This window comes from Oleiharenicola lentus (assembly GCF_051660365.1).
GTDB lineage: Bacteria > Verrucomicrobiota > Verrucomicrobiia > Opitutales > Opitutaceae > Lacunisphaera > Lacunisphaera lenta_A.
In genome coordinates this window covers 187,854-206,318 of sequence record NZ_JBOZXB010000001.1, presented here as the reverse complement: position 1 = coordinate 206,318, position 18,465 = coordinate 187,854, and the positions used below count along the sequence as shown (strand labels likewise).

The window sequence follows — 18,465 nt, the reverse complement described above, 5'->3', positions numbered from 1 at the left end:
CTAACAGCGCGCCTATTGGGCGGGCGTCTCGAGAACCTGGCCGTCGGCGAGGAGGCGCGTGCGGAGTTTGGCGTAGGACAAATCCTGCACGGCAATTTTCTCGTCGATGGCCATGACGGCGGCGGTCGCGGCGGACTGGCCGAGAATCATGAACACCGGCTCCATGCGGATCGAACCGTAGGCGATATGCGTTGCGGAAAGACACACCGGCACGAACAGGTTTTCGGCCTGACCTTTTTTCGGCACGAGCGAACCGTAAGCGATGGCGTAAGGGCCGCCGGTGCCGACGCCGATGTCGCCTTCATTCTGCACAAAGCCTTCGGGCGTGATGTAGCGCTGCACATTGTGCGAATCGATCGTGTAGGAACCCATGCCGATGGAGTCAGGGGTCGGACGTTTTTTGCGGAGTTCGTTTTCCGTCATCACATAGGCGCCGACCATGCGGCGGGCTTCGCGCACGTAGAGCTGGTGAGGCCAGTGGCCGTTGTCCTTGAACTCGTCCTTCGGCAGGCCCCAGCGGCGCATTTCCTTCTGCACATCGGCCGGGACGCGCGGATCGTTGGCGATGAAGTAGAGCCAGCCTTGCTGGTAAGTGACGTGCTCTTGAATGATCTGGCGGCGGCGCTCGTAGGACGCGTCAGGATAATCGTAGTTGAAACCGATGTTGTCGGTGCTCATCGGGCCGTGATTGTTCGTGTCGGTCTTGTGGTTGGGAATCGGGTCGAACTTGCTGAACGTTTCCTTCCAGCCGGCCTGGTAGATGCGCACGAGCAGCTCGTATTGTTTCGGGTCGTAGCCGGCGGGTTTTTGAAACGAGATGCGATTTTCCGGCACATCCGTGAGACACATCCGGAAGCAGTAAGCCTGCACGCGGTGATCGCCTTCGCCGCGAATGCCGACCGGTTCCGTGCTGACGCGCGGGAGCACGCCGCTCGCCGGATCGCCCGGAACGACGTAGGGACTGATTTTCAGCGCAGGGCCTTCGCTCTCGCCGCCGGCTTTTTTATAAGGACCGAAATGGTGGCGGTGATGGATGATGCCGACTTGCACGCCGTTCCACTCTTCACCGTAGCGGCTGTTGGGCTCGCGGCCGACGTGGTAATCGACTTTCGCGGCGGCCATCAGGTCGCCCTCGTATGTCGTGTCGATGAACATTTTCGCGGCGTAGGTTTTGCCGCTGAGCGTGGTAATCGAAACGATGCGACCGTTTTTCATCTTAACGCCTTTCGCGCGGTCGAGCCATTCGTCGCGCACGACGGTGATGCCATGTTCTTTGATGAAGGCTTCGAAGACTTTCTCCGCGACGTGCGGCTCGAAGTTCCACGCGGTCTTCGTGGAATCGTCGATCGCAGTCTTCGTGCGTTTGCCGCCGCGGTATTCGGTGGCAGGCTGGAATTTCCACGCGCCCTCGGTTTGATAATGCTGCCAGACCCGCTGGTAGAACTCGCGGGACAAACCGCCGATGATGGTTTTGTTGCCGGTGTCCGTCCAACCGAGGCCGCCCGCAGACAGACCGCCGAGGTGTTTATCGGGCGTCACGATGATGACGGACTTGCCCATTTTTTTTGCCTGCACGGCGGCCGTGATCGCCGCGGAAGTGCCACCGTAGATAACGATGTCGTGTTCGGCGCGCAGCGCGGGAACGAGGGCGACGCAAAGAGCGAGGAGGGGTAGGAAGTGTCGACGCATGGGCAGGGTGTTTAAGGTTGGGTGGGTTTGAAGAAAATGTGCCGGAACTCGATGGGCCAGTATTCGGCCTGCAGGCCGAAGAGCCCGTCGCGCGTATCGAGATCGGTGATGGTCGCGGTATTTTCGCCGTTGATCACGAGGCGCGCGGTGCGGCCGAGCAAGGTGAGTTCGAGGGTGTTCCATTCGCCGATGGGCCGGGCGAGCGCGGGGCGACGTTCGCCGATGCCGACGTGGACGCGCTGGCCTTCGCGCAATTGATCTCCCGCGATGCGACCAAGGCCGCGCCCGGCGAGCTGGACTTGCAGCGCGAGCCTGGCTTCCGGTTGCACGCGGAACATCACGCCCGAATCATTTTTCTCCGCCGCGCCTTCGACAGGCAGGTAACGCCATTCGACATGGAGGATGCCGTCGCCCCATTTTTTTTGAAGATAGAGCAGTTCGTAAACGCCGGTCGCGTTGCAGTGCAGCCGACCCGCCGCGGAATCAAATTTCCACGGACTCTGCGCCACCAATGGAAATTTTGCGACGGAAGGTGACACGCGTTTCCATGCGGCGGGCTCGGCGAGCAGATCGACCCACCCGGTGGCTTTGGGTTGCCAGACAAATTCCTCAGCGTGCGCCGTGAGGGCAGCGACCGTGCAGCCCAAAGCGAAGAGCGTCCGACGACAGAAGCGATGCGCTGCGTCCATTGCGGATCAGTTGTCGAGGGGCAGCACCCAGAGATTGCGAAACTGCAGGAGATTACCGTGGCTCTGCAACATGAGCGGTTGCGGGCCGGTCGGGTCTTTGAGGGCTTTGCCGCCGGCGACGCTGCCGGCGGTGGGATTGGGAATCTCGACGTCGTCGTGCAACAGAATGCCGTTCATCCAGAGCGTCAGGCGCGCGTTCGCAGTTTTGTTGCCCTGAGTGTCGAAGCGGGGTGCGCGGAATTTAAATTCAAGCGATTGCCATTCGAGCGGCGGCGCGGACGCGGTGACTTTAGGCACGGCGATGTGATAGATCGAGCCGGAGGAGGTTTCCTCGGGTGGCAGGCCGTAGCTGTCGGTGATCTGGACTTCGTAGGTGTTGTGAATGTAGAGGCCGCTGTTGCCGCGACGTGGGCCGAGTCCCTCGCTGTTATAGGCCTGACGAAATTCCAGGTAACCGTGGAGGTCGCTGAAACTATCCTTGGTGAACAGAGACCCTTTTGTCGGTTCGATTTCCATCGAGCCGTCGGGGAGTAATTTCCACGCGGCTTCGTTTTTCGTGTGACGAAAGTTTTTCAATCCGGACGTCGCGTCGAGCAGCACGCGGGCGTTGGCGGGGCGTTTTTCGAATGAGGTCACGCCGACCGGCACGCGCTTTAATTGATGCGGGCTGCCGGTCACGTTCAGCGCGAGCGATCCCTCTGAAAGAGTGCCGCGGACGCCGGATCCGACCAACAGAAGCGATTTATCCTGAACCATCCCGAGCAGGCGCTGCGGCGTGGCGCGAGCCGTCGTCCGCAGTAAGGCGAGGAAGTTACCGAATGGATAGGCGATGATGTCGACGGTGACCTCGCCGTGTTGCCAGCGTCCGACGAATCCGAAGGGATCGCTCCACCCATCGGCGGTGTAGGGCGCGTCGAAGGCGTTGAGTCCATAGATCTCGCGCGGCGGGCGCTTCTTGGCGTTCGCTTCCTCCGGCTTGGCGATGAGTGCGGAATGCGTGCGATTGGCCGTGGCGTAGGCTTTGCTCAATTCGGGAAATTCGCGAAACGAACCGATCAACATGCGGGCGCGCGCATCGGGCACGCGGGCGGCGGCCGCGAGGATGCGGGCGCGCTCGGCATCGTTTTCGGCGAGAATGTAGGCCGCCCAGGCGAGATGGAGCGTTTGATCGATGGCGACCGCGCGGTCGTGCGCGAGGGCCTCGAGTTGGGTCAGCAAGGCGTCGATTTTTTCTGCGCGCTCGGCAGGTTGCTGACTTTGCGCGGCCGCTTCAGCGAGGCGATCCGACGCTTGGGGCGACGGTTTCGAGAGATCAGCGGCGACCGAACTAACCGTTAAAAGGGCAGCGACAATATACGGGGCGGCAATCCGGCGCGACGCGAGAGATCCAAGTTTCATCACGAGCAGGGGTTGAGGTAACTTAACGAATAACTAGGGGTATAGTCTGGTATAGATTAAAATAATTTTATTCAGTCAATCTATTATCTGCACCAGCAATGACGGTGCGTGGAGAAAGGGTTTCATTGTTAAAAACTGCAGGTTTTGATTTTAGCGGGTTAATTTTATTGACCTAGGTTAGATTGATTATTCGCTGAATTTACCCCGCTTAGAGTTTTAACCCTGTTTCTGTTTTCGTTTTCCCATGAGCAGTCACCCCGTTTTACCCCGTCGTGCTTTCCTTAAGACCGCAGCGCTTGGCTCGTTCGCCGCGCTGGCGTTTCCCGCGATTTTACGCTCGCAGTCCGGATCGGGCTGGGCGGGCAGCACGCCCAACAATCGACTTAACATCGCGTTTATCGGCGTCGGCGGGCGCGGTAAAAATGCGGTGCTCGAAAGCGAAACGGAAAATCTGGTCGCGTTTTGCGATGTCGATGACGTCCGCGCGGCCGCGACTTTTAAGCAGTTTCCCAATGTGCCGCGTTTTCGCGATTACCGTCAGATGCTCGACAAACTCGGCAACCAGATTGACGCGGTGCGCATCTCGACGCCGGATCACATGCATTATCCGATGGCCGTCGCGGCGCTGTCGCTCGGCAAACACGTGTATGTGGAAAAGCCGTTGACGCACACGGTGTGGGAATCGCGTCAGCTCGCGAAGCTCGCCCGCGAAAAGAAAGTCGCCACGCAAATGGGCAATCAAGGCCACGCGAACGAGGGCGTGCGTTTGCTCACCGAATGGTTCGATGCCGGCGTGCTGGGCGAGGTGCGCGAGATCCACACGTGGACTAATCGGCCGACGTGGGTGCAGGGACTGGACGAACCTGATCACTCGAAAGTTAAGCCGGCCGTTCCCGCGACACTCGATTGGGACCTGTGGCTCGGGGTGGCGCCGCAACGCGCGTATGATCCGGCGTTCGCGCCGTTCAAATGGCGTGGTTATTGGGACTACGGTTGTGGTGCGCTCGGCGACATGGGTTGTCACTTGATGGACGGTGCCTACACCGCGCTGCGGCTCGGCGCTCCCGACTGGGTCGAGTCCGGTGGCGGAAAACAAACCGCGATCGGCGCGCCCACGGCGTCGATTGTGACCTATCATTTCCCGACACGGGGCGCGTTGCCGGCGGTGAAATGGACTTGGTATGACGGCGGCCTGATGCCGGTCGTGCCGGAAAATTTAGAACTCAACCGGGCGCTGCCGCTCAACGGTTCGCTTATCGTCGGCAGCAAAGCGACGGTGTTGTCCGACACTTACTACGGGAGCGTGCGCATCGTGCCGGAAACGTTGATGCGCGAACTCGCGCCGACATTGCCGCCGAAGACCCTGCCTCGCGCGAAGGACGGCCACATTAAGGAATGGTTCACCGCGTGCAAAGGCGGCCCAGCCGCGGGCTCGAATTTCGACTACGCCGCGCCTTTCAGCGAAGTCGTGTTGCTCGGCAATGTCGCCATTCGCGCGCGCCGGCGCATCGAGTGGGATTCCGCTGCGCTCAAGATCACGAACGTTCCGGCCGCGAACCAATATCTCACCAAAGAGTATCGTCCGGGCTTTGGCGTGTAATGCGCGCGGCCCGCGTGACGGTTCAATCCTTCAACCTTTCGACTACGCTTTCATGTCTTCTGAAACCACGCTCAAGCGGCCCGAGTTTACCTCGGCATTTTTATTGCTCCGGCTTTTTCTCGGACTGAGGACGTTGTTGTCCGGTCTCGAGAAATTCGAGAGCGGCGGCGTTTACTCGTTCGCGAATTACACGAAGACGATGGGCAAGATGGCCGAGGGCATTACGAGCGCGTCGTTTCTGCCGTTGTGGGCGACGCGGGCGTTTGCGTTGCCGCTGGGTTTTTTGTTGATCGCAGTCGGCGTGGCGTTGCTCCTCGGACTGAAGCCGCGGGTGACGTTACTCGTGGCCGGAGTGCTCTACACGGGCCTGGCCTTTGGTTTGATGGCGGTGCAGGAAGGCGAGGGCGTCGCGTGGCTCGGTGTGCATGTGGGGATGGTCGTGGCCGCGCTCGTGTTGGTGCGTCACAACCGTTTTTCGCTTTGGCCCGATCGTCATGACTGACCCGCTGCGCCCGATGAACGAAGCGAACCGCTCTGATTTTTCCGCGCTGGCTCCGCGCGATCCGGCTCGGCGCGAATTTATTTCCACGGGCTTGAAGCTCGGTGCGGCGGTGCTGATGGCGCCCTACATCGCGCGCGCGCAAGCTGGCGCGGACGCGAGCGGCGGGAGTCGCACGCTGAACGTCGCGCTGATCGGTTGCGGCGAACAAGGCCGCGTGCTGCTCAACGCCGCGCTCAAGATTCCTAACATCCGCTTCCGCGCAGTGTGCGATATCTGGCCTTACAACCGCACTTACGGCGAACGATTGCTCGGCAAATTTGGTCATCAGGCGAAACCGTTTGAAGACTACCGCGAGATGCTCGCGGCGACGCCCGATCTGGATGCCGTCATCGTGGCGACGCCGGACTTCATGCACGCGGAGCACACGAACGCGTGCCTGCGCGCGGGCAAACATGTTTACTGCGAGAAGCTGATGGCAAACACCGTCGAAAACGCGCGATCCATGGTGCTCACGCAACGCGAAACGGGGAAACTGTTGCAGATCGGCCACCAGCGGCGCAGCAACCCGCGTTATCTGCACGCGCGCGACAAGGTCGTGCGCGGCGGCTTGCTCGGTCGCGTGACGACGATCAACGGCCAGTGGAATCGCGCCGTCAGTGACGATCTCGGTTATCCCGCGCGCTACGCACTGCCCGAGGCCGAGCTGCACAAATACGGCTACGCGAACATGCACGAGTTTCGCAATTGGCGCTGGTTTAAAAAATATGCGGGCGGTCCGATCTCGGATCTCGGTTCGCACCAAATCGACGTCTACAACTGGATGCTCGGCGCCAATCCCAGTTCGATCATCGCGAGCGGCGGCGTGGATTATTACAAGACGCACGAGTGGTATGACAACGTGATGGCGATCTACGAGTTTCCGACGCCGGGCGGCCCGGTGCGCGCCTTCTATCAAGTGCTCACGACCACGAGCGCGGGCGGCGGTTACCACGAATATTTCATGGGCGACGAAGGCGCGCTGAAGCTTTCCGAGAATCCGAAATACACGAAAATCTTCCGCGAGGCCCGCGCGCCCGATTGGGAACACTGGGTCGCCGACGGTGTGCTCACTAAACCCGGTGCAGGCGAAGAAGGCGCGCCCGCGCCCGTCAAGCCGTGGGAAAAACCAAAGCCGAAATTTGCGATGGCCGCACCGCGCTCCTCGGTCGTCGACGTGCGCGAGACCGCTGCGCTTTCCGCGTGGGACATGCCCGTCACGCTCGACAAAGCGATCCACCAGCCGCACCTGGAAAATTTCTTCGATGCAGTCCGCACAGGCTCGCCGTTGAGCTGCCCCGCCGAGTCGGCGTTTGCCTCGGCGGTCACGATTCTCAAGGTGAACGAAGCCGTCGCCGCCGAAAAAAAACTCACGTTCGCTCCCGCCGATTTCGTTGTCTAAACTTTATCCCTTTTCTCCGATTATGAAAAAAACTCTCGTTACGTTTCTCGTTATCGCCGTCACGGCGGTGGTGTTTGCGCAGGACAAGGTGCCGTTGCAAATCGAGCTGCCGAAACCGTTGTTTGTCGGCACGCCGACGCCCATCAAGGTGCCCAACCTCGAAAAACCCAGTGCCGCCAAACGCCCGGATTTTCTGGTGCCAGCCGGCACCGTGAATCTCGCGAAAGGCAAAGCGGTCACCGCCAGCGACGCGTATCCTGTCATCGGTGAACTCTCGTTCGTGACCGACGGTGACAAGGGAGGCATGGATGGCAGCTTCGTGGAATTCGGGCCCGGCGTGCAGTGGGTGCAGATTGATCTCGGTGCGAAGTCGCCGCTCTCCGCGATTGTCCTGTGGCATTTCCACGCGCAGGCGCGCGTGTATCACGACGTCATCGTGCAGGTTTCTGACGATCCCGAGTTCAAAAAAGACGTGCGCACGCTCTACAATAATGATCACGACAACTCGGCGGCGCTCGGCGCCGGCAAGGACATGGCTTACGTGGAAACCAATGCCGGTCGGCTGATCGACGCGCAAGGCGCGCGCGCGCGCTATGTTCGTCTCTATTCCAACGCTAACACCACCGACGAACTCAATCACTACGTCGAAGTCGAAGTTTACGGACAAAAATAATCTTTCTTGTCGCGTGAAATGATCTTTGGCGACTCATCTCACGCGGCATGGGCACTTGCTTGCGAAGCGTAAATTCGTTTTCATGACGCCGTGGCCATAGTTCAGGGCGTGCCCTTTTTTTCCAGCGAACGCGCGAAGTCTTGGGGAGCGCTTGCGCTGTTCGGACTCGTGCTGGCGATCGGTTTTGCGGTGCGCGTTCACGACCTCGCGGTTCGGCCGATGCATGCTGACGAGGCGAATCAGGCGGTGAAGTTAGGCGAGCTGATCGAGCAGGGGAATTATCGCTTTGATCCGAGCGATCATCACGGGCCGACGCTTTATTATTTTGCCCGAATCGTGGCGTGGGTGGCGGGAGAAAACTCACTCGCCGCATTGAGCGAAGCCACGGTGCGGCTCACGCCGGTATTGTTCGGCACGCTGTCAATTGCACTTTTGTGGCTACTCGTTCTTTCGTTGGGGCCACGTGCCGCGTCCGCGAGTGCGCTGTTCTTCGCGGTGTCGCCGGCGGCGGTTTACTATAGTCGTTATTTTGTGCAGGAGACGTTGCTGGTGACCTTTCTGCTTGGCGCTTGGGTGTGCGGCGCAAAGTGGTTTCGCTCGGGCGCGTGGAGCTGGGCGCTCGCGCTCGGCGCGTGCTGCGGGCTGATGCAAGCGACCAAAGCCAGCGCGACGCTCTTTATCGGGTTGTCGTTGGTCGCGGTGCTGGCCGCCGGGCGCGGCGGGCGGTTGCGAGAGTTGGCGCGCGATTGGCGCGCGAGCGGCGGAGCGTTGCTGGCGGCGGCGTCGGTATGGGCCGCGTTTTATTCGTCGTTTGGCAGTAACGCGGGCGGATTGTCCGATGCGTTGGGCACGTTTGCGCCGATGTGGTCCAAGGCGACGGCGGGCGCGAGCGGACACGAAAAACCGTGGTGGTATTATGGCGGTCTGTTCGGGTTTCAGCGCAACGGAGGTTACGTGTGGGATCAGAGTTTATTCGCATTGCTCGCCGTGATCGGAGCGTTGCTCGCATGGTGTCGTGGGCCACGGTTGGGACGCTTTGCGGCGGTTTACGTCGTGAGTCTGGCCATGGTGTTGTCGCTGGCGCCTTACAAGACGCCTTGGATCGTGGTGAATCTGGTGCCGGGCCTGTGCGTGCTGGCCGGCCTCGCGCTGCTCCAGCGCGGGATTTTTGCGTGGCTCGTGACCGGCGTAGTTGCGTTGGCGCTAGTTTGGCAGATGAGGCAGGCAGTGTTTTTACGCCCGGCGGATCAGCGCAATCCCTTCGCCTACCAACACACATCACTGGATTTGCTAAAGATTACCGCGCTGGCGCGAAGCGCTCCGGCGGGAACGATCAAAATTATCAGCGAAGAATACTGGCCGCTGCCGTGGTATTTGCGGGCGAGGAGCGATGCGGGATATTGGCAGACGGTGCCGGAGGATTGCGACGGCGCGTTGGTGATCGTGAGCGCCGACTTTGCGGAGGCGGTGCGGGCGCGAATGAAAGGGCGTTACCGGGAGAGCTTCCTCGGATTGCGACCGGGATTTGTGCTGATCGTCTTTACGCAAGAGCCGGTCACTCCTCGGTGAGAGCGGGGGTGTTGCCAAAAAAAATCAGTGCGCCATCCGGCTGAAGTAGCGCCGCGCCAAACGCGGGATGCGTTGCGCAGAACGCGGCCACTTCCGCGTCACTCATCACAAAAAACGCGGTCGAAAGTGCGTCGGATTCGGCGGCGGTCGAGGCGAACGACCACACGCGGCGGGCGCGCGTCGCCGCCGTGCGGCGTCGCGGGTCGGCGATGTGCGCACCTTGCACGTCGAGGCCCGAGGCGCTGGTGGCTTCGTTGCGCAGCTGGGCGGTGCGGGGTCCGATTGTCATCGGCCAACTGGCTGCGCCGACTGCGAGCACACTGCTGCCGCCTGCTTGCAGGCACGCGCGCGGGATTTCCCACTCAGCTAAAATTTCGCCCATGCGGTCGAGTGCGTAACCTTTGCCAAACGCACCCAGATCCAAAGTCAGTTTTGGCGTGAGCGATCTGACGAGATGGTTTTCTGGATCGAGTGCAAAGAGTGGCGCATCGGTGACGTTGCCCGACGAAGGTGAAAGGTAGGTCGGGTCGAACGCGCGATTCGTCAGCGCGGAGAGTTGCGCCGCGTCGAGCAGGCAGCGCAGGGCGTCGTCGCCAATGATGCACTCCGCTTCTTGGCCGAGCCGGTTAATGCGAGCGATGTCGCTGCTCTCAACAAACCGGCTGAGCTCACTTTCCAGTCGATCAAGTTCCCGAAACGCCGCGGCCGAGGCCTGACGCGCGTAATCGGGCGTCGCGCCCTCGATCACGATTTGAAACGTCGTGGCCATGGCCTCGTGATTGAAAGTGCACGCGGTCATGGGCGTTTTTTTTGCGACCGCAGCAGACGGCGCAAGCGGAGCATTTCCATCATCGGCTGCCACCACAGGGTGCGCAGGCCGTATTTCGATTCGCCGCGTTCGCGCGGATGATGGCGCACGGGCATTTCCGTGATCCGAAAGCCCGCCGCCACGGCCATCGCCGGCAAGAAGGCTTGTAAGAGCGGCGAAGGCTGCAAAGCGCTGATAATTTCCCGCCGAAAAACGCGCAGCTGGCAGCCGGCATCTTGCAAGCCGTCGCGCAAAATCCGGCTGCGCACGGCATTGGCAATGCGTGACATGATCCGGCGCAATCCCGAGTCGTGGCGCGGGGTGCGGATGCCGCAGACCAAGTCAGCCTGTCCGCTCGTGATCACGGGTAAAAGTCGGGCGAGATCTTCGGGATCATTCTGACCATCGCCATCCAGCGTGAGAATGAAATCGCCTTGGGCCTGACGCAGGCCCTCAAGCAACGCGGCCGCCTGTCCTTGGTTTTGCGTGAAGCCGATCACCCGGCACTCGGTTCGGTCGAGGGTGGCTTGCGCCAACTCCAAGGCCGTGGTGTCGGTGCTGCCATCGTCAATGAGCAGAATCTCCGTCGTGCCCTCAAACGAGGCGAGCGTTCGGAAAACGGCGGCCAGCAGCGGCTGCACGTTGCCGGCCTCATTGAAAAATGGAATGATTAAACTGTAACGCGGGTTCATCGAGGATCGCGACGGAGGGGATTCAGTTTCCGCGCGTCGGGTGGGAGATCCCATAAGACTGAACCGCCGGGAGTGGCCGATGCGAGTTCCGAGTCAGAAATTACAATGTCTGAAAGTAAATCTTACAAGCCAACCGAAGCACGCTGAAGACCGACGGGCTAGAAATTAATCAATCGAATCAAACGCTTTCGCGGCGGTTCACATCGCAAAGACTGCCACGTTTGCTCCAGTGAAGAATTTTAGCGCTGCCCGGGGTCGGTTTGGAGCCGGAGAATGTTACAGGCTTAATTTTCGAACGCGTTCAGATTCCAACTTTCGTGCCAGCGAATGACTGGGTGCGTGTTGCGAAATTGAAGGGGCAGCCACACGTGGCGTCCATCGATGGCGTTATCAGGCCTCCAGCGGTCAGCCATGAAGATATAATGATCAGCGCCCTTGGCTTTGAGCGGGAGAATGAAAGTAGGTTGGGATGAGAACGTGGTTTTCTGTTCGTCGTCGGAGCCTTCGCACGGATTGCCCAGGTCGATCCACGGTCCACGAATGGAATCAGCCACCGCGACTTTCAGGGGATTGGGCTTCCAACCGGTGCAGCCCGAGGTGAACAGGTAATACTTTCCCTCGCGCTTCATGATCGTGGGAGCCTCGCGAAATTCCCCGGGGAAAACGCGCACGTAGTCTCCGGCGGGGCGCAGGTAATCGTCGGTGAGCCGGGAAAAGTGCAGCGTGGAATTTTCTTCGGATGCATACACATGCCACGCGGTGCCGTCATCGTCCACAAAGAGCGTCATGTCGCGGGCCATCTGTCCGCCCTCGAAATCGCGCCGCCACAAAAGAGCGTGCGGAAAATTTGGAAATGGGCCGCCGTGAAATTTACGTGCGTTCACGAGCGCGGTTTCTTCCGCCGTGAGCGCTTTGCGGTCTCCCTCGGGCGTGTTGGCTGGCCACACACCTGCGTTGGCGCGAAAACTGCCGAGGTAGTGATACGGCCCGGTTGGCGAGTCGGCGACTGCGACGCCCGCGCGCGCGGCGGTGTAGCCGGCACTGCGCAATTCGAGGTGAAACCACATCACGAATTTTTTGGTGAGCGCGTTGTAAATTACCTTGGGCCGCTCCAGCACGCAACCGGGGGCAATTTCGCTGTTCGGGTCGCAGCTGACGGGGAGCGCAATACCTTGATCGCTCCAGTTAAAAAGATCCGGCGAAGAATAGACGTGCACTCCCACCATCGCGAGATTGCCGAGCTGGCCTTCGATCTTGTGTTCGCCGAACCAGTAGTAAACGCCCTGGTGTTCCAGGATGCCGCCGCCGTGGGCGTTGATCGCCACGCCGTTTTTGTCGGGCCAGATTTCTCCCGGACGGAAAACGCCTTGTGGATTACCGTTGAGAACCGGGATTAGACTGAGCGAAGCCATTAAAACGAGAGTAGTTGGAAACTCGCCCAGAATGGCGGCGAGGGAGGAAAGAGCGCCATTCCAATGCATAAGCGGCGAGGGGTTTCCTTCGATAAGCCGAGAAACTTCGCGTGAAGCTATCCGCGTTGCGCTGAACCTGTTAACCGGACGGAAGCTTCATGCGCAAAAAAAGGGCTCCCGCGTGGAGCCCTTGAATTTTTGGCAAGGCGAATGGCTTACTGCCAGATCGAGTTGAGGTAGGCGTCGGTCGGGAGGGGAACGTCGAAGTCTTCCGGAATGGTGCTCGTGAGGCTGGCGTTGACGGTCCACGCGCCCGTGGCGCCGGGCGCGAGCGGCGCGCTGGCAGACACGGTGGTGTTGCTGACCAACACCCACGGTGAGGTGGAATAGGGCATGCCGCCGATGAAGATCGAGTCGTAGGCTTTGAAGCCGGTGCCGCCGCCGTTGAACGTCTTCGTCACGTCGTTCGGATTCGGCGGCGTGTAACCACCGGGGAACGGATAACGATAAAGCGCCGGGCCTTGCGCCGCGATGTAGCAGTGGCGGAGTTCGAGGCCGTTGAGACCGCCGGTTTGAATCGCGCAGTTGCTGGAAGAGAAGATGACGGTGTCCTTGAAACTCATGTTGCTGTAGCTGGAGCTGCCGAAGAACTGCAATGAATCCGTGTGCGCGCTACCGTTGGAGCGATAACGCGGCGCAATGTAGCAACCAACGAATTTGAAACCCGACGTCGTGCCATTCGTGCTGGTCGCGGACTCGGCGGCGTCGGTGTCACGCACGGAGTATTCCGGCAACACGACTTCCACGATCTCAAGATTCGTGCTGTTCATGTTCGTGGAGGCGGAGAGGCCGAGCCAGTTGATGACTTTGGTCCACGCGAGCGCGAGGTTGTTGCACGCGCTCGGACGCAGGCCGTAGGCGATGAAGCCTGCGAAGCAGACGTTGCTCACGTTGTGGATGCGGGCGCCGATGCTGCTGCCCACGCCGATGGTGACGGTGCCGTAGCCATCGCGCGGTGCTACGGTGACGCGTTTGGTCCAGGAGGTGGAACCGACGTTTTGAATCACAGGCGTGGAACTCGAGCCGGAACCGTTGCCGGGCAAATCGCCGGGGGCGACGAGGATCAATACACCCGCGGTAACCTGCGCGGGCGTCAGACCGGAGATCGCGGTGCTAATCGCGGACCACGAGCAAGCGACGTTGATGATGTTAGGCACGCTCGTGTCGTAGAGAAACGGCGTGGGCGTGGCAGACGGCCAGTGCGTGCCGTTCGGGCCGAACGAGGAAACTTCCACGGGAGCGCCGGTGCTGCCGGAGAGCGTGGAGACGTTGACTGTGTTGCTGTCGGCGGAGAGATTGTTGGCTGCGTCGCGGGCTTTTACTTTGTAGCTGTAGCTCGTGCTGGCCGTAAGGCCGGTGTCACTGTGGCTGAGGCCGGCAACCGTGGTGATGAGTGAGCCACCGCGATAAACGTTATAGCCGGTGACGCCGACGTTGTCGGTCGAGGCGTTCCAACTCAGGTTGATTTGCGAACTGGAAACCGCGGCGCCGATCAAACTGCCCGGAGCAGTCGGCGGCGTGGTGTCGCCGGAGGGCGTGTTGACGAGGAGGTTGTCGAACTGGCCGCCGTCGTTTTTGCTCCCGTAGCCGACATAGCCGCTCGTGAACGAGCTGTCGGTCGCGGTGCCGAGCGTGGTGCCGTTGCGTTTCACCGTGATCGACGAACCCGCCCGCACAATCTCGATCGTGTAGTCGGTGTTGGCGGTCGAGAGCGCGGCGAAATCGGCGAGCTCGGTTTGCACGCCGGCCTGAACTTTGAAGATGCCGTTCGTGGCGCCGTCGTTTTGCTCGTTTAAGGAAACGAAATAATAATTGCTCGCGTTGGAATAATTGAAAACGACTGCAGTGTCGTCCCAGAGCGCGGCTGTGCCGGTGGTGCGCACCGTGGTGGTGAGCGTAAAGTCACCCGCGACGGATGTGTTGTGACGACTGAGATTGCCGAGAATCGTGCTGTTGGCTGGCGCGGTGAGCACATAACGCCCGCTGCTGACGGCCCACGTGCCGCCGGAGACGACGGTGAAGTTTGCCGCGGGGCTGGTGGCGAAGGTTTCGTTGATGACGGTGGCGGCGGAGGCGCTGAAGGGAATCAGGCCGAGAAGCACTGTTTTGAGGAACAGCTGCTTGAGTTGAGTGAAAGCAGATTTCATGGACGAGGTAAGGTGACTGCGGGAATCGTCGCGCGAAGGATCGTCGTCCGGAAAGACAGCGAGACCGGCGCGCAAGCCAGGGGGAGGGAGGAGGGGCATAACAGTCGGCTGATGTCTTTCGCGCCCGAGGTCATCCAAGACGCGAAGAAAGGGGATTCAGCAAACTGCAGGGGTATGGATGACTTGCCAGTAAGTTGCACGAAGCGTGGCGTGGCGAAAGCGGCGCAACCGTAAACCTGTTAACCTTGCCTCGATGTCGCGAAGCCACGCGAACCTACGCGTAGCGCACGCTGATGGACTTGTTTTTCACGAGCTAATACGAAAATACCCCGGCTGATGAGCCGGGGTATGAAGTTCGGAAATTTCTCTGACGGTTATTGCCAGATCGAGTTCAGGTAAGTGTCGGTGGGCACCGGGACATTGAAGTCTGCCGGCACCGTGCTCGTGAGGCTTGTCTGAACCGTCCACGAGCCCGTGGTCGGTTGCAGTCCGCTCACGCTGTAGGTTTCGCTCGTCAGCGTGTTGGTGGCGCTGCTCCAGACTTTTTGGCCAGCGGGGATATCCGCGTAAGCCATGCGGCCGATGAAAATCGAATCGATCGCGATATAGCCGGTGGATTCGCCGCCGCCATTGAAGGCTTTAGTCACGTCAGCGGAGTTGGGCGCAGTGTAACCAGAGGGGAATGGATACCGGCTCAGGGAAGGAGCGCCCGCCGCGATGTAGCAGTTTTCCACCACCATGCCCGCCATCGATCCGGTTTGAATCGCGACGTTGCTGCTGGCGAACACCGCGCAATCGAGGAAGGTCATGTTGCTGTAGGTGCCGCCACCGGAGCCGGCGAATTGGATCGTGTCGGAGTGAGCCGAACCCGTGGTGCGATAAATCGGCGCGAAGTAGCAACCCTTGAACGTCCAATTCGAAATGTTGCCCCCACCGGAATAGAAATCGGCCGTGTCGGCGTCAGCCACGCGCGCGTCGGCAAGCACGACTTCGGTGAATTCCACGTCCTGCATATCGACGGTGGATTCGCCATAGCCGGCGAGCCAGGTGCCAATCTTCGTCCACGCGATCGCGGAGCGCGTGCTGCCCTGAAGCTTCAGGCCACCAGTGAAGTTGAAACCGGCAAAGCACACGCCGTGCACTTTGAGGATTTTCGCGCCGCCGGAAATGGTGACGGTGCCGTAGCCATCGCGCGGAGCGACGGTCACGCGCTTCGACCACGAGGTGGAACCGAGATTTTGCAGCACGGCGGCGTTGCCCGCGCCCGCGCCGTTGCCGGTGAGCGTGCCGGGCGCGACGCGGATCAAGACGCCGGCGGCGGCTTGCGTGGAAGTGACTGCCGAAATGGCCGAGGAAATCGCGGACCAGGTGCAGGCGACGTCAACGATGTTGGTGACCGAGGTGTCGTAGAGGAAAGGAGTCGGGATGCGCGACGGCCAGTGCGTGCCGTTCGGTCCGAACGAAGCAACTTCCACGGGCGCGCCGGTGGCGGAAAGCGTGGTGACGTTGACGGTGTTGCTGTCGGCAGAAAGATTTCCCGCGGCATCCTTGGCTTTGATCTTGTAGCTGTAGGCAGTCGAAGCGGTGCGGCCGGTGTCGTTGTAAGTAAGGCCCGTCACCGTGGTGACAAGCGAACCACCGCGATAAACGTTGTAGCCGGTGACGGCGACGTTGTCGGTGGAAGCGTTCCAGCTCAGGTTGATTTGCGTGCTGGAAACCGCCGTGCCGAGCAAGCTGCCGGGCGCGGTCGGCGCGGTCGTGTCGCCGGCGGCCACGGTGTTGACGAGCAGATTGTCGTAGGAGGCACCGTCGTTGAGGGTGCCGAAGCCAACTTTACCGCTGGCCCACGTCGAATCCGTCGCGGTGGCGAGGAGCACGTTATTGCGGTAGGCTTGGTAGGTGCTGCCGGTCTTGACGATTTTCACGGCGTAGGTCGTGCCGCCGGTGATGAGTGTGGTGGTATCGGCGAGTTGCGTAACAGTGCCGCCGGAAATTTTAAACAAACCACTCGTGCCGGCGTCGTTGGATTCGTTGGAGCTGAAATAATAATAGTTCGTCGAGTTCTGATAACCGAAGATCACCGAAAAATCATTCCACAGCGCACTCGTGGCCGTGACGCTTCCGTCGACCGTGAGTGTGTAGTCACCGGAGACGGAGGTGTTGTGAATGGAAATATTGCCGTTGCCGGTAGAGCCGGATGCTGGCGCGGTGAGAACATATTTTCCACTCGTGACACCCCACGTGCCGCCCGAAACGACTGTGAAGTTGGACGCCGGACTAGTGGCGAAGGTTTCGTTGATGACGGTGGCGGCGGAGGCGCTGAATGGAATCAGGCCGAAAAGCACTGTCTTGAGGAACAGTTGCTTGAGTTGAGTGAAAGCAGATTTCATAGACGAGGTAAGGTGACTGCGAGAACGTCGCGCGTGGCATCGACATCCGGAAAGATGACGAAACCGGCGCGCAGCGAAGGGGGGATTTAGGGGGCATAACAACCCGCTGATCTCTTTCGCGTCCGAGGTCATCCGAGACACGAAGAAAGGGGATTCAGCGAACTGCAGGGGTATGGATGACTCGCCGTCAACTTGCACGAAGCCCTGCGGGAAGAAAGCGAGGCTACTGTAAACCTGTTAAATGCCGAGCCGCGTCACCGCGCGCAGCTTTTGCCCGCAGCGATTATTCCTTCGGCACGCGCACCGATTTTCCGCTCTGCCATGAACCGAGAATTAAATTTGTCTGCGGGTGCTGCGGCAGGCCGCGCTGATTCGTGTAGAGCTGCGAAATTAATAAATCCACCGCGGCAGCACCGATGCCTTCGAAGTGTTGATAAATGCCCGCGCCTTCCGGTTTCAGCACACACACTGAAGCAAAGCCCACTTGGCCGGGCACGGAAATGCCTTCTTCGCGCAACCACCCGACGACGTCGTCGAGCACGCTGACGATGATATCGGGTTTTTGTTTTCGATACCATTTCACGAGCGCAGGTTTATTCCAGTCGTCAGGCAGCAGCGGTTCGACCGGCGCATTGCCGTGTTGATGTTCGTGCGCGAGGTAAGCGGCGAGGATGAGGTTGTTGGTGCGCTCGTCCTGGCGATGCTCCATCGCGAGTCCGATTTTTTTGTAGCCGAGCGTGGTGAGCTGCGCGAGCAACAGGCGCATCGAGCCGTATTGATCGTGACACACCCGGTGAATCAGCGGGAAGCGCAGGCCGTAACCGATCGCCACGGACGCGACGTTCTGCCAGTCGAGATCGAGTTCGCTGTGCGCCTTGGCCAGGTCGGCGACAACCACGCCCATGATGTTGCGCGCAGCAAGGATCCGGCTGAGCCGACGTTCAGTGAGGCCGCGCTCGAGGAGTTGAAAATGATCGACGCGATACCCGAGCTCTTTCGCGCGCTCGTGCATGCCGGTGAGGATGCGCTGATTGACAAAATTGGACGCGGGTTGGGCGGACGAAGCCCAGTTCGTGAGATAGCCGAGCACCGTCGTCGTCTTGCTCTGGCGTGCGGTGCGCACGTAAGCGGAGTGCGCCGACACGAGCGGATTCATGCGGTAGCCTAGCTTCGCCGCCGCTTGCTTGATGCGCGTGCGCGTCTCTTCGGGAATGCGCGGATCATCGCGCAGCGCAAGCGAGACAGTGGCTTTGGACACGGCGCAGCTGTCGCCGATGTGCTTGAGGGTAATCACGGGGTTAACAGGTTTAACCAAGTGGGACTTGGAAGGTAGGCGGTCAAATTCAAACTCAAAAAATTCCCCAAATTTTTCGCGCAAACCCTGCGCGCAGGCTTCGC

Annotated in this window: 14 protein-coding genes; 5 read left to right on the top strand and 9 right to left on the bottom strand. The window is 60.3% G+C overall.

Going from position 1 to position 18,465, the window contains the following annotated elements; translation table 11 throughout:
* Positions 1 to 12: 12 nt before the first annotated feature.
* The 3 genes from ACRRQW_RS00800 to ACRRQW_RS00790 are packed head-to-tail and all read right to left on the bottom strand — an operon-like array spanning position 13 to position 3,776.
* Entirely contained in the window at positions 13 to 1,689 is a 1,677-nt protein-coding gene (locus tag ACRRQW_RS00800; protein WP_438479265.1) for an FAD-dependent oxidoreductase, read from the bottom strand.
* A gap of 11 nt (positions 1,690 to 1,700) precedes the next feature.
* Positions 1,701 to 2,378 carry a 3-keto-disaccharide hydrolase gene (locus ACRRQW_RS00795; protein WP_438479264.1) on the bottom strand — a complete coding sequence of 226 codons (678 nt, stop codon included), beginning with the start codon at positions 2,376 to 2,378 and terminating at the stop codon, positions 1,701 to 1,703.
* A 6-nt stretch (positions 2,379 to 2,384) separates the two neighbouring features.
* A complete protein-coding gene (locus ACRRQW_RS00790; RefSeq protein ID WP_438479263.1) occupies positions 2,385 to 3,776 on the bottom strand; it encodes a 3-keto-disaccharide hydrolase in 1,392 nt (463 codons plus the stop codon).
* A 244-nt stretch (positions 3,777 to 4,020) separates the two neighbouring features.
* Between ACRRQW_RS00790 and ACRRQW_RS00785 the strand changes: the two genes are divergently transcribed.
* From ACRRQW_RS00785 to ACRRQW_RS00765, 5 genes are all read left to right on the top strand, one after another.
* Positions 4,021 to 5,376: a Gfo/Idh/MocA family protein gene (locus tag ACRRQW_RS00785; protein WP_438479262.1), complete on the top strand. Its 1,356-nt coding sequence runs from the start codon at positions 4,021 to 4,023 to the stop codon at positions 5,374 to 5,376.
* Positions 5,377 to 5,428: 52 nt separating this feature from the next.
* Positions 5,429 to 5,878 carry a hypothetical protein gene (locus tag ACRRQW_RS00780; RefSeq protein ID WP_438479260.1) on the top strand — a complete coding sequence of 150 codons (450 nt, stop codon included), beginning with the start codon at positions 5,429 to 5,431 and terminating at the stop codon, positions 5,876 to 5,878.
* Positions 5,871 to 7,316 carry a Gfo/Idh/MocA family oxidoreductase gene (locus tag ACRRQW_RS00775; protein ID WP_438479258.1) on the top strand — a complete coding sequence of 482 codons (1,446 nt, stop codon included), beginning with the start codon at positions 5,871 to 5,873 and terminating at the stop codon, positions 7,314 to 7,316. Before ACRRQW_RS00780 ends, ACRRQW_RS00775 begins: the two co-directional genes overlap by 8 nt.
* A gap of 22 nt (positions 7,317 to 7,338) precedes the next feature.
* Complete coding sequence (locus tag ACRRQW_RS00770; RefSeq protein WP_438479256.1) at positions 7,339 to 7,989, top strand: discoidin domain-containing protein; 651 nt, start codon at positions 7,339 to 7,341, stop codon at positions 7,987 to 7,989.
* A 108-nt stretch (positions 7,990 to 8,097) separates the two neighbouring features.
* A complete protein-coding gene (locus ACRRQW_RS00765) occupies positions 8,098 to 9,558 on the top strand; it encodes a flippase activity-associated protein Agl23 (protein WP_438479255.1) in 1,461 nt (486 codons plus the stop codon).
* Here ACRRQW_RS00765 and ACRRQW_RS00760 read toward each other — a convergent pair.
* The 6 genes from ACRRQW_RS00760 to ACRRQW_RS00735 form a co-directional block, all read right to left on the bottom strand.
* Positions 9,545 to 10,357 (bottom strand): FAD:protein FMN transferase, encoded by an 813-nt coding sequence (locus ACRRQW_RS00760; RefSeq protein ID WP_438479254.1) that lies wholly within the window; start codon positions 10,355 to 10,357, stop codon positions 9,545 to 9,547. The two genes, ACRRQW_RS00765 and ACRRQW_RS00760, sit on opposite strands and share 14 nt — an antisense overlap.
* Positions 10,354 to 11,058: a glycosyltransferase family 2 protein gene (locus tag ACRRQW_RS00755; RefSeq protein ID WP_438479253.1), complete on the bottom strand. Its 705-nt coding sequence runs from the start codon at positions 11,056 to 11,058 to the stop codon at positions 10,354 to 10,356. Before ACRRQW_RS00755 ends, ACRRQW_RS00760 begins: the two co-directional genes overlap by 4 nt.
* A 284-nt stretch (positions 11,059 to 11,342) precedes the next feature.
* A complete protein-coding gene (locus ACRRQW_RS00750) occupies positions 11,343 to 12,470 on the bottom strand; it encodes a glycoside hydrolase family 43 protein (protein WP_438479252.1) in 1,128 nt (375 codons plus the stop codon).
* A 215-nt stretch (positions 12,471 to 12,685) separates the two neighbouring features.
* A complete protein-coding gene (locus ACRRQW_RS00745) occupies positions 12,686 to 14,677 on the bottom strand; it encodes a hypothetical protein (protein ID WP_438479251.1) in 1,992 nt (663 codons plus the stop codon).
* Positions 14,678 to 15,051: 374 nt separating this feature from the next.
* Entirely contained in the window at positions 15,052 to 17,067 is a 2,016-nt protein-coding gene (locus ACRRQW_RS00740; protein WP_438479250.1) for a hypothetical protein, read from the bottom strand.
* Positions 17,068 to 17,350: 283 nt separating this feature from the next.
* Positions 17,351 to 18,361, bottom strand: coding sequence for a substrate-binding domain-containing protein (locus ACRRQW_RS00735; RefSeq protein WP_438479249.1), 1,011 nt, complete (start codon positions 18,359 to 18,361; stop codon positions 17,351 to 17,353).
* Positions 18,362 to 18,465 lie beyond the last annotated feature (104 nt).